This is a genomic window from Variovorax sp. 01N425, from assembly GCF_056399465.1.
In genome coordinates, this window is sequence record NZ_JBFTRJ010000010.1 from 232,636 (window position 1) to 244,440 (window position 11,805).

The window sequence follows — 11,805 nt, forward strand, 5'->3', positions numbered from 1 at the left end:
CGCCATAATTGCTGCTCTTTAAAGGAGTAAGCGTGGACATCGTTTTGCTGGTGAAGGCCGCCGTCATGGGCATCGTCGAGGGGCTGACCGAATTTCTTCCGATCTCGTCGACAGGGCATCTGATTCTTGCGGGCTCGCTGCTCGGTTTCGACGACGACAAGGCCAAGGTGTTCGACATTGCCATCCAGACCGGTGCGATCTTCGCGGTGATCCTGGTGTACTGGCAGAAGATCCACTCCACCGTGGTGGCGTTGCCAAGGCAGGCCAAGGCGCGGCGCCTCGCGCTCAACGTGGTCATCGGATTTCTGCCCGCCGTGGTGCTGGGCCTGCTGTTCGGCAAGATGATCAAGGCGCACCTCTTCATTCCCGTGGTGGTGGCCAGCACCTTCATCATCGGCGGCTTCATCATCCTGTGGGCCGAGAAGCGGCCGCCGGGCTCGGTGCGCATCGAGCATGTCGACGACATGACGATGTGGGACGCCCTCAAGGTCGGCCTGGTGCAGTGCTTCGCGATGATTCCGGGCACCAGCCGCAGCGGCTCGACCATCATCGGCGGCATGCTGCTCGGCCTGTCGCGCCAGGCGGCCACCGACTTTTCGTTCTTCCTGGCCATTCCGACGTTGATCGGCGCCGGCGCCTACAGCCTCTACAAGGAGCGCGCGCTGCTGTCGGTGGCCGACATTCCGCTGTTCTCGGTGGGGCTGGTGTTCTCCTTCATCAGCGCCTGGCTCTGCGTGCGCTGGCTGCTCAAGTACATCAGCACGCACGACTTCATTCCCTTTGCCTGGTATCGCATCGCCTTCGGCATCGTGGTGCTGGCCACGGCGTGGACCGGCACGGTGGTCTGGGCGGAATAAGCGCAGCAGCCGGCCCGGCGCTCAGGCGCCGTTCCCGTGCCCCAGGATGGCGCTCGCGGCACGGGCTTCCTGCCGCACCGCGGTGGCGATCGGGCCGTCGATGGCCGGGTCGAAGCCGCCTGTGGCGCCCAGCGCGGTCAGCACCGCGCACACCCGGCCCGCATAGTCGTAGACCGGCGCCGCCACGGCGCTGATGCCGCGCAGGTAGGTGTCCTTCACGCTCGCGCAGCGGGCCAGTTGCACCTCGCGCCGCAGCTGGCCGATGGGGTCCTTCGCGTCCAGCGTGGCCCGCATGTCTTCCGGTGAATCGGCCAGTTCCTGCTCGGCCAGCGCCAGCACCCGCGACTCGTCGAGCAGGCCCAGGAACGCGCGTCCGGTGGCCGACCAGAGCATCGACATCACCGAGCCGGCGCGCACGTTCACCGTGACCGGCAGGCCCGGCTCCTCGAAGCGCACGATGGTCGGCCCCTTGTTGCCCATGACCGCGACGAAGCAGGTCACTTCCAGCGATTCGCGCAGCCGCACGAGGCAGGGCTCGGCCGCGCGGATCGGGTCGGCCTGGCGCATGGCGGCCAGGCCGATCTGGATGGCTTCCGTACCCAGGTAATAGTGCTGCGAGACGGCGTCCTGCAGCACCAGCCCTTCCTCCATCAGGCTGGCGAGGTAGCGGTGCACCTTGGCCGGGCTTTCGGCCACGTGGGCCGACAGGGCCGTCAGGCTGCTGCGGCCGCCCAGGTGGGCCAGCCCCTTGAGCACCGCCATGCCGGTCTCGGCCGATTGCACGCGCTGGCGGCGTTCGCGGGTCGCGGGGGAGAGAGGGGGGAGCTCCGGAGCTTGGGTCATGTGGGCTGCATGTTAGGTGCTGGGGCCGGGCGCCGAGCGGCCGCTCGGGTTCAGGGTTGTCCCTTGAATCAATATTACGCAATGCGTATGATAATTACGCAATACACAATCATGCCGGAGACATCCATGAAAAACCGCCTTGTTCGGTGCCTTGCCGTTCTTTCCCTTGCTGCCGTGGCAACAAGTGCCGGCGCCCAGACCTTTCCCGCCAAGCCGATCCGCTGGCTCGTTCCGTACGCGGCCGGCGGCGGCTCCGACTTTCTCGCGCGCACGGTGGCGCAGACGCTCTCCACCCAGGTGGGACAGCCGGTGCTGGTGGACAACAAGCCCGGCGGCAACACCGCGCTGGCCGCGGCCGAGACGGCGCGCGCGCCGGCCGACGGCTACACGGTGCTGTCGGCCGACAACGGCACGCTGGTGTTCAATCCGGCGCTCTACAAGTCGCTCTCGTACAGCCCGACCAAGGACCTGGCGCCCGTCACGCTGATGGGCAAGTTCCCGATGATCCTGGTGGTCGGCGCCAATTCCGGCATCGCGACGGCCAAGGATTTCATCGCCAGGGCCAAGGCCAAGCCGGGCGACGTGAGCTACGCCTCGGCCGGCGCCGGCAGCCCGCACCACCTGGCAATGGAACTGCTCAAGGTGGAGGCCGGCCTTTTCATGGTCCATGTGCCGTACCGCGGCGCGGCGCCGGCGCTGGCCGACGTGGTGGGAGGGCAGCTGCCGGCCATGATGGTCGACCTGGCGGCCGGCGCCGGCTTCATCAAGGGCGGCAAGGTCCGCGCGCTGGCGGTGGCCAACCCGACGCGCCTGCCGCAGCTGCCCGACGTGCCCACCTTCGCCGAGCTGGGCTACAAGAACGTCGAAGCCGCCGCGCTGGTCGGCGTGGTGGTGCCCTCGGCCACGCCGACGGAGGTGGTGAACACGCTCAACCGCCAGCTGGTGGCGGCCATCCATGAGCCCTCGGTGAACAAGCGCATGGTCGACTTCGGCGTCGAGCCGGTCGGCAACACGCCCGCGCAGTACACCGCGCTGCTGAAGGCCGAGACCGTGCGCTGGCACAAGCTGATCCGCGATTTGAAGATCACGCTGGACTGAGTCTGCTGCCATGTCCGATACCGCCATGCCTTCGCGCACTTCCGGCTGCCCCGTCGCGCACGGGCCGCTGTCTTCCGAGCGCACGCCCACCGGCTGCCCTGTGAGCGCGCGCGCCGCCGAGTTCGACCCCTTCGAGGACGGCTACCAGCAGGACCCGCCCGAGTACGTACGCTGGGCGCGCGAGAAGGAGCCGATCTTCTTCAGCCCCAAGCTCGGCTACTGGGTGATCACGCGCTACGACGACATCAAGGCGGTGTTCCGCGACAACATCACCTTCAGCCCCTCCAACGCGCTCGAGAAGATCACGCCCACCGGCGACGAGGCCAACGCCGTGCTCGCCTCCTACGGCTTCGCGCTGAACCGCACGCTGGTCAACGAGGACGAGCCCGCCCACATGCCGCGCCGCCGCGTGCTGATGGACCCGTTCACGCCCGAGGCGCTCAAGCACCGCGAGCCGATGGTGCGCGAGCTGGCGCGCAGCTATGTCGACCGCTTCATCGACGACGGCCGTGCCGACCTCGTCGACCAGATGCTGTGGGAAATTCCGCTGACCGTGGCGCTGCACTTCCTTGGCGTGCCCGAGGAAGACATGGACACGCTGCGCAAGTATTCGATCGCGCACACCGTCAATACCTGGGGCCGCCCCAAGCCCGAGGAGCAGGTGGCCGTGGCGCATGCGGTCGGCAACTTCTGGCAGTACGCTGGCAAGGTGCTCGAGAAGATGCGCCAGGACCCCGACGCGCCCGGCTGGATGCAGTACGGCATCCGCAAGCAGAAGCTGCACCCCGAGGTGGTGACCGACTCGTACCTGCACTCGATGATGATGGCCGGCATCGTGGCCGCGCACGAGACCACCGCCAATGCCAGCGCCAATGCAGTCAAGCTGCTGCTGCAGCATCCGCAGGTGTGGCAGGAGCTGTGCGAAGACCCGGGCCTCATTCCCAACGCGGTGGAAGAGTGCCTGCGCCACAACGGCTCGGTGGCCGCGTGGCGGCGCCTCGTCACGCGGGACACGCAGGTGGGGGGCGTCGACCTGCCGGCCGGCTCGCGGCTCCTGATCGTCACCTCGTCGGCCAACCATGACGAAGCGTATTTTTCCGATGCCGACCTGTTCGACATCCGCCGCGACAACGCCAGCGACCACCTGACCTTCGGCTACGGCTCGCACCAGTGCATGGGCAAGAACCTCGCGCGCATGGAGATGCAGATCTTCCTGGAGGAATTCACGCGGCGGCTGCCGCACATGCGGCTCTCGGAGCAGCGCTTCAGCTACGTGCCGAACACCTCGTTCCGCGGGCCCGAACACCTGTGGGTCGAGTGGGACCCGGCGGCCAATCCGGAGCGCAGGAACCCCGCGCTGCGCGCGGTGCAGGTGCCGGTGCGCATCGGCGAGCCCTCGCGGCACGCGATCACGCGGCCGGTGGTGGTGGAGCGCGTGACGCCGGTGGCCGAGGGCATCGTCAAGCTGCGGCTCGCGTCGCCCGATGGCAAGCCGCTGCCGCGCTGGACCGCCGGTTCGCACATCGACGTGGAATGCGGCTCGCCCGAGCGGTCGCGCCAGTATTCGCTGTGCGGCGACCCGGGCGAAGCCGGCGTGTTCGAGATCGCGGTGCTGCATGAGCCCGAAGGCCGCGGCGGCTCGGCCTGGGTGCATGCGCAGGTGAAGGCCGGCGACCGGCTGCGCATTCGCGGGCCGCGCAATCACTTCCGGCTCGACGAGTCGCTGGCGAAGGCGATCTTCATCGCGGGCGGCATCGGCATCACGCCCGTCAGCGCGATGGCGCGCCGCGCGAAGGCGCTCGGCATGGACTACGAGCTGCACTACAGCGGCCGCAGCCGCGCGCGCATGGCCTTCCTGGACGAGCTCGCGGCGCTGCACGGCGAGCGGCTGCAGGTCCATGCGAGCGACGAAGGGCGGCGCTGCGACCTGCGCGCGCTGCTTGCCGAGCCGGTGGCCGGTGCGCAGGTCTATGCCTGCGGACCGCTGCGCATGCTCGAGGCGCTCGAAGACTGCTGCGCCGCCTGGCCCGAGGGTGCCTTGCGCGTCGAGCATTTCGAGTCGACGCTCGCCACCCTCGATCCGTCGAAGGAGCATGCCTTCGAGGTCGAGCTGAAGGATTCCGGCCTGGTGGTCAACGTGCCGCCCGGCCAGACCCTGCTGTCGGCGCTGCGCGCCGCCAACGTCGACGTGCAGAGCGATTGCGAGGAGGGCCTGTGCGGCTCCTGCGAAGTGCGGGTGCTGTCCGGCAAGGTCGATCACCGCGACGTGGTGCTGACCCGCCCGGAACGCGAGGCCCACAACAAGATGATGGCCTGCTGCTCGCGCGCCTGCGAAGGCCGGCTGGTGCTCGAGCTCTAGGACTGGTCAGCGCGCCAGGGCGTGCCCGCCGCCCATGTGCGCCGTCTCGGCGCGCGAGCCGAGCGCCAGCTTTCTGTAGATGCCCTTGATGCGGCATTCCACCGCCAGCCGGGGCATGGCCAGCGCCTGGGCGATGTCGCGGTGCTCGAGCCCCTGCACCACCAGTTCGAGCGTCTTGCGCTCCTGCGGCGTCAGCGCCGCTTCGGGCATCGACCCCGGATCGGCCGCCTGCCCCGCATGCCAGGCCAGCACGCGCCGCGCAATGGCCGGATCGATGGTGGCGCCGCCCTGCTCGATGCTGCGCAGGCCGATGCTCAGCTCGAGGTCGTCGCGCTCCTTCAGGAGATAGGCCACCGCGCCGGCGCGGAGTGCGGAAAAAATGGCTTCTTCGCTGCGGGAGGCGGAAATGGCCACGGCGGGCACTTGCGGATGGTGGGCCTGCAGCCATTCGACGAGCTCGACCGCGTCGTCGCCAGGCGGGCCGATGTCCACCAGCATCACGCCGAAGCTCGGCTTTTCCAGCAGCTGCATGGCCATCTCGGCATCGTCGGCCCAGGTGATCTGCGGCTCGTCGCAGCCGAGCGTGGGCAGGATGTAACGCAGGCGTTCCTGCATTGCCGTGTCGTTTTCGACCACGAGCACCGAGCTCAGCGAAACGGTTTCGGCGGCTTCCGAGGAGAACATTTGGGCGGCATTCTGAGACTGTGGCCGAGAAACTGGGACGTTTTGACTTATTTTGCGCGAATGTTGCCGGAATTGACATTTATGTCCCCCGGTTTGCCCATGCCCTGAACAGGGCCTTGCACAGAGGGCCGGACCAGGTGGCGCAACCCGCTCCGGCAAGGGCCGGGACGGGGGTGCGCAGGCCCCTCAAGACGCCGCTGCCAGCGGCATGCGCAGCGCCAGTTGCGTCTGGCCGGGGCGCGATTGCAGCTGCAGTTCGGCCCCCAGGCGGCGTGCGCGCGTGCGCAGGCTGCGCAAGCCCGCGCCGGCGCCCTTGTCGGCGCCGTCCACCACGAAGCCGCGGCCGTCGTCGCGCACGCTGAGCTGCAGTTCGGCGCCGGTGCGCGTCACCGCCACGTCGACGCGGCGGCTTGCGCTGTGCTTGAGCACGTTGGTCAACGCCTCCTGCAGGAAGCGCAGCAGATCCAGGCTCTGCGACGGCGGCAGCTCGAGCGTCTCGATGTTCGATACCTGCCAGCGGCAGTCGATGCCGTTCGCGTCGAGCAGCTGCGAGGTGCGATGGCGCAAGGGCGCGAGCAGCTCGCCGAATGCACGCGCCCCGTCGTGCTGGCCCGCGGCCTCGATGATCAGCCGCAGGTCGTCGCGCAAGCGCTTGAGCATGGCGAGCAGTTCGGGCGCGGAGAGTTTCTCGGGTTTGCGTTCGAGCGTTGCGATGCTGCCGACCAGCATGCCGCCCAGCCCGTCGTGCAGGTCGCTCGCGAGGTTCACCCGCTCGCCGATGCGCGCATGCGCCAGCTCGAGCGCATGCTGCTGCGTCAGCGTGACGCCGAGTTCGGCCTTGGCCGCGTTCACTTCCTCGATCAGCTCGGTGTTGAAGTTCTCGATGCGCTTCAGGCTCTGCACGAAGCGCCCGGCCTGCGTCAGCGCCATGCCCAGCAGCAGGCCATACGAGGACATGGTCGTGTAGTAGATGTTGCTGTCGATCACCTGCGTGAACACCAGCAGGTCGTGCGCGCCCGTTGCCGCCGACAGGGCCATGAAGGGCGCGAGCGAGCGCATCGGGCTGCGGCGATGGCGCAAGGCATGGATCAGCGCGGCGCTGTTCACCGCGATGATCGTGAGGCCGCCCACCAGCGTCCAGACGGCGCGGTGAGCGAGCAGGTTGGCGGAGCCGGCGAGCCACAGGTCGAGCACGCCGGCCACCGCGACCAGCAGCGCAAGGCCTTCCAGCCGCGGCATGCGCCGCTCGCAGAAGCGCAGCGCGAACACGGCGTAGGACACACTGAAGAGCAGCAGCAGCGAGGTGTTCAGCGCCTGCCAGCTGTGGTTGCTCGCAAAGGGCCAGGGGCTGGTGGCGATCTGGTTGTAGCCGAACAGGAGCCACAGCACCGACATCAGCGCGAACCAGCCATAGGCCGTCTCGCGCCGGCGCATGGCCCACAGCGCGGCAAAGAAGGCCGAGACCGCGGCGCTCACCGCGAGCCCGAGCATCTGGAGATCGCGGCGCCAGACGCGCTCCTGCCCGTACTCCGCCTGCATGGCCGCGGGTGCGCCCAGGCTGACCGGGCCGAGGCCGGCCTGGTAGGCGGACAGGCCCGAGACGCGTACCAGCAGCGTGTTGCGGCCCGCCTGCAGCAGCGGCGGCGCCAGCAGCCAGTAGCGCGGGCTGTTCCAGGCGCGGGTCAGCGGCTCGACCAGGCTTTGGTCGCGCCAGATCGGGGTGCCGTTGAGCGACACCGCGCCGGCCATGTTGAGGTAGTGCAGCAGCAAGCCGACCTCGGTGACCTCTGCGGGCTGGTCCCAGGTGAGCCGGTACCAGACCACGCCGTCGAAGCCGGGCCAGCGTTCGGCCCAGCTGTCGGGCAGCGTGACGCGCGTCCATCCGTCGGTCGGCGGGCTGGTCTCGTTCCAGCCCGTGCTCCGCACTGCCTCGACATGGAACTCGGGAGGAGGGGGCTGCTGCGCGAGCGTCGTCGCAGGGATGGAAACAAGGAGGAAGAAAAGAAGGGCGCCCATCAACGCGGCAAGCAGTGCCTGTGCGGGCGATGCGGGCTGCCGGCTCCTCATCCGATCCAGATCCTTCATTTACCAGTTCTCGGGGATGGCCTCGATGAAAACGAAAAGACACACTTTGCCATGTTTTGTCTTGGTTGTTCACAAGGGGAGAAGTCCATGTCCATCCGGATCCACGCGCAGCTGCTGGCGATTGCCTTGTCTTTCGCGGGAAGCGCACATGCCGCCGGCTATGCGGCCGGTGGCGCGGGCAACGCAGGCCCCGCCCAACCCGGCTGGTCGTCGAGCGCCGGCGGCGGTGCGGCTACGGTCTCAGGAGACGGTTCCACTGCGATCGGCGCGGGTGGCGATGGCAGCAACGGAACTGCTGGCGGAACAGGTGGAACGGGCGGCGTTGGCGCCAGTGCGACCGCGAATGGTTCGACGGCCATCGGGGGCGGCGGAACCGCGGGGCAAGGTAGGGCGGGCGGCACGGGCGGGGCAGGGGGAAGCGGCGCCCAGGCCACGTCTTCCGGCGCCATTGCCGTCGGCGCTGGCGGCGCTGGCGTTGACGGTTGCTGCGGCTTCCCCGGCCGCGCCGGCGGCAGCGGCGCGCAGGCCACGGGCAACTCGGCGGTCGCCATCGGGAGCGCCTCTGGCACCAGCCAGGGCGCAGTGGCGTCCGGCAATGGCAGCACGGCGATCGGCGGCGCGAACGGTGGCGCTTCGGGCGCGGCGGCGCTTGCGACAGGCGGTGTGGCGATCGGCTCGGGCAGTCGGGTCGAAAGCGGCGCGAGCGGCAGCGTGGCCATCGGCGCGAATTCCGTCGCCACGGCGGCCAACACGGTGTCCTTCGGGTCCACCGGCCAGACGCGCGGCCTGGTCAACGTCAGCGCCGGATCGGTGAACTCCACGAGCACCGACGCTGTCAACGGCAGCCAGCTGTACGCCGTGCAGAGTGCTGCAGAAGTGGCTCGAGCAACTGCGAGCGGCGCAATGGGCCGGGCGATGATTGCTGAACTTGATGCGACGCGAGCCCAAGACACGGCGAATACCGCACAGACCACGGCCGTTGGCGCTCAAGGCACGGCAAATACTGCGCTCGCGAATGCGGCCACTGCGCAGACCACAGCCAACGGCGCCCAGACCACGGCGGCTACTGCCCAGGGCACAGCAAACACTGCCCTTGCCAACGCAGGCACCGCGCAGACCACGGCCGTTGCCGCCCAGGGCACGGCAAATACTGCGCTCGCGAATGCGGCCACCGCGCAGACCACGGCCAACGGCGCCCAGACCGCGGCGGCTACTGCGCAGGGCACAGCAAATACCGCGCTCGCCAACGCAGGCACCGCGCAGACCACGGCCGTTGCCGCCCAGGGCACGGCAAATACTGCGCTCGCGAATGCGGCCACTGCTCAGGCCACGGCCAACGGTGCCCAGACCGCGGCGGCTGCCGCCCAGGGCACGGCGAACACCGCCCTGGGCGTGGCCAACAACTCGGTCCAGTACGGCCCGGGCGGTACGAGCGTCAGCCTGAACGCCAACGACGGCGCGGGAACCACGCTCAACAACGTGCGCGCCGGCACCGCCGCAACGGATGCCGCCAACGTCGGGCAGGTCCAGCAGGCGGAGCAAGGCGCCGTCACGGCCTCCAACAGCTTCACGATGCAGCAGGTGACTGCCCTGCAGAGCGTCATGAACCAGGCCCTTGCCAACGGCCTGTGCAGCTTCAGCGGGGGCAGCGTGACCTGCGGCACGGGCAGCAAGGCCACCGGCGCGGGTGCCACGGCCATGGGCACCAACGCCATTGCCGATGGCGAGGGCACCACCGCGCTGGGCAGCGGCGCCGAGGCCCGCCATGCCGGCTCGGTGGCCATCGGCGCCGGCGCCAAGGCGCTGGCCGATCCCGCCACGGCCGTGGGCAACAACGCGGTGGCCACCGGCAACAACGCGGTGGCGCTGGGCGCCAACACGCTGGCCTCGGGCAGCAATGCGGTGGCGTTGGGCCAGGGGTCGGTGGCGGACCGCGACAACACCGTGTCGGTGGGCAACGCGGCCACCGGGCAGTTGCGCGGCATCGCGAATGTCGCTCCCGGCGTGCTGGGCACCGATGCCGTCAACGTCAACCAGCTGCAGCAGGCGGTGAGCAGCGCGACCAGCCAGGCGAACGCCTTTGCCGCGCAGGGCGTGGCCTCGGCACTGGCCATGCCGTCGATGCCGGCCCTGTCGGCGGGCAAGAAATGGATGGGTGCCGCCGTGGGCAACTACGCCGGCGCAGCGGCCATCGGCTTTGCCTTCGGCTACCAGGTCAACGACAACCTGAACCTGGGGCTGGGGGTTTCCACCGCCACCAGCAGCGGCAGCAGCAACCGCATCGCCGCCCGCGTGCAGGCCGGCTATTCCTGGTGAGGCGTGCAGCAGGGAAGAACGCGTGCCCTCAGTCCAGCAAGCCGTGCCTTCGGGCCTGGTAGACGGCTTCGGTGCGAGAGCTGACGGCCAGCTTGCGGTAGATGTTCTTGGTGTGGCATTCCACGGTCAGCCTGGAGATCGACAGCGATTCGGCCATGTCGCGGTTGCTCAGCCCCTGCGCCACGAGTTCGAGGATCCGGCGCTCCCGCGGCGTCAGCGCGACGGGCAGCGCAGCAGGTGCATCGGCCGCCGACACGGCGGGCGGCGAAGGCTGCTGCGCCGCGAGCCAGCCGAGGATATGGCGCGCAATGGCCGGATCGATCGGCGAGCCCCCCTGCTCGATGCTGCGAAGCGCAATGCCCAGTTCGAGATCGTCGCGGTCCTTCAGCAGGTAGCCGATGGCGCCGGCCCGCAGCGCCGCGAAGATGACGTCCTCGGTCCGGAAGGCCGAGATCACCACCGCGGGCACCTTGGGATGCTGCGCCTGCATCCAGCCGATCAGTTCGACCCCGCTGCCGTCCGGCAGTCCGATGTCGACCAGCGCGATGCCGAAGCTCTGCGCGCCGAGCAGTTCCTTGGCCGCGGCAATGCTGTCGGCCCAGGCGATCTGCGGCGCGGCGTGGCTGAGCGTGGCCAGCACGTGGCTGAGGCGTTCGCGCATCGCGGGGTCGTCCTCGACCACCAGCGAAGGGCTCAAGGAAACGCCTTCGACGGCTTCCGGCCTGGAATTGGACATATGTTTCCGTGCGATCAGCCCATCAGGTTGCGCAGCGCCGCTTCCACCGCCGCCGCGGTGGCCAGCGGCTTTTCCATGGGAAACAGGTGCGTGCCGTCGAGCATGGCGATGCGTCCCCGGGTGACCTTCTGGGTCATGGCCATGCCCACCTGCTTCATCTCGGCGGACTGGCGCCCGCCGATGAAGGCCGCCTTGCACTTGAGCGGATGGCGGCGCAGCAGCGCGCCCAGGTTGTGGGGCAGGGTGTCGTAGATGGCCGTTTCCACGTCGCGGTCGAAACTCAGCTCTCTCATGTCTTCGCTCGCGAAGGTGCCGTGGTCGATGTAGTCGTGCAGCACCTGCTCGTCCCACCTGGCAAAGGCCTTCTTGCTGCGGAAATGCTCGAACACCGCTTCGCGGTGCGCCCAGCTGTTGCGGCGTTTCCGGCTAATGGCGCCGGGCGAAATGCTCTTCATGAGCGGTGTGCGCTTGACGACATTGAGCGTGTTCGCGCGCCAGCCGCTGAGGACCGGCGAGTCGAGCAGCACCACGCCGCAAGCGAGCGCCGGATGCAGCGCTGCGCACATCAGGCTCAGGATTCCGCCCAGCGAATGGCCGACCAGGAACACCGGGCCGCCGGCGCGGTCGGCGTGCCGTTGCGCGAAGTCGGCCAGCTGCTGCACCAGGTGCGGCCAGTTATCGGTGACGGGGTACTTCGGGTCGTGCCCGAATTTCTCGATGGCATCGACCTCGAAGCCGCGGCTGCGCAGGCTGTCGAGGACGACGCGGTAGGTGCTCGCGGGAAAGCTGTTGCCGTGCGAGAACACGACGGGAGGCATCGGCATGGC

9 protein-coding genes are annotated in these 11,805 nt (G+C 68.9%); 4 read left to right on the top strand and 5 right to left on the bottom strand.

The window, feature by feature from the left end; genetic code table 11:
• Positions 1-32 precede the first annotated feature (32 nt).
• Positions 33-857, top strand: a complete 825-nt coding sequence (locus AC1DSC_RS19790; RefSeq protein WP_012748694.1) for an undecaprenyl-diphosphate phosphatase — start codon at positions 33-35, stop codon at positions 855-857.
• A 21-nt stretch (positions 858-878) separates the two neighbouring features.
• Here AC1DSC_RS19790 and AC1DSC_RS19795 read toward each other — a convergent pair whose 3' ends face one another.
• The gene (locus AC1DSC_RS19795) at positions 879-1,700 is read right to left on the bottom strand and encodes an IclR family transcriptional regulator (protein ID WP_012748693.1); all 822 of its coding nucleotides are present in this window, start codon (positions 1,698-1,700) and stop codon (positions 879-881) included.
• A gap of 126 nt (positions 1,701-1,826) precedes the next feature.
• Here AC1DSC_RS19795 and AC1DSC_RS19800 point away from each other — a divergent pair, with 126 nt between their 5' ends.
• On the top strand, positions 1,827-2,798 hold the full coding sequence (locus tag AC1DSC_RS19800) for a Bug family tripartite tricarboxylate transporter substrate binding protein (RefSeq protein WP_012748692.1): 972 nt from the start codon (positions 1,827-1,829) through the stop codon (positions 2,796-2,798).
• 10 nt (positions 2,799-2,808) lie between these two features.
• Complete coding sequence (locus tag AC1DSC_RS19805; RefSeq protein ID WP_012748691.1) at positions 2,809-5,157, top strand: cytochrome P450/oxidoreductase; 2,349 nt, start codon at positions 2,809-2,811, stop codon at positions 5,155-5,157.
• 6 nt (positions 5,158-5,163) lie between these two features.
• On the opposite strand, the gene AC1DSC_RS19810 is transcribed toward AC1DSC_RS19805, so the two are convergent.
• Complete coding sequence (locus AC1DSC_RS19810; RefSeq protein WP_012748690.1) at positions 5,164-5,841, bottom strand: response regulator; 678 nt, start codon at positions 5,839-5,841, stop codon at positions 5,164-5,166.
• Positions 5,842-6,027: 186 nt separating this feature from the next.
• Positions 6,028-7,926, bottom strand: coding sequence for a sensor histidine kinase (locus tag AC1DSC_RS19815; RefSeq protein WP_478131909.1), 1,899 nt, complete (start codon positions 7,924-7,926; stop codon positions 6,028-6,030).
• An 87-nt stretch (positions 7,927-8,013) separates the two neighbouring features.
• Here AC1DSC_RS19815 and AC1DSC_RS19820 point away from each other — a divergent pair, with 87 nt between their 5' ends.
• Complete coding sequence (locus AC1DSC_RS19820; RefSeq protein ID WP_012748688.1) at positions 8,014-10,242, top strand: YadA family autotransporter adhesin; 2,229 nt, start codon at positions 8,014-8,016, stop codon at positions 10,240-10,242.
• A gap of 28 nt (positions 10,243-10,270) precedes the next feature.
• Here AC1DSC_RS19820 and AC1DSC_RS19825 read toward each other — a convergent pair whose 3' ends face one another.
• Positions 10,271-10,978, bottom strand: a complete 708-nt coding sequence (locus AC1DSC_RS19825; protein WP_012748687.1) for a response regulator — start codon at positions 10,976-10,978, stop codon at positions 10,271-10,273.
• A gap of 14 nt (positions 10,979-10,992) precedes the next feature.
• Complete coding sequence (locus AC1DSC_RS19830; RefSeq protein WP_012748686.1) at positions 10,993-11,802, bottom strand: alpha/beta fold hydrolase; 810 nt, start codon at positions 11,800-11,802, stop codon at positions 10,993-10,995.
• Positions 11,803-11,805 lie beyond the last annotated feature (3 nt).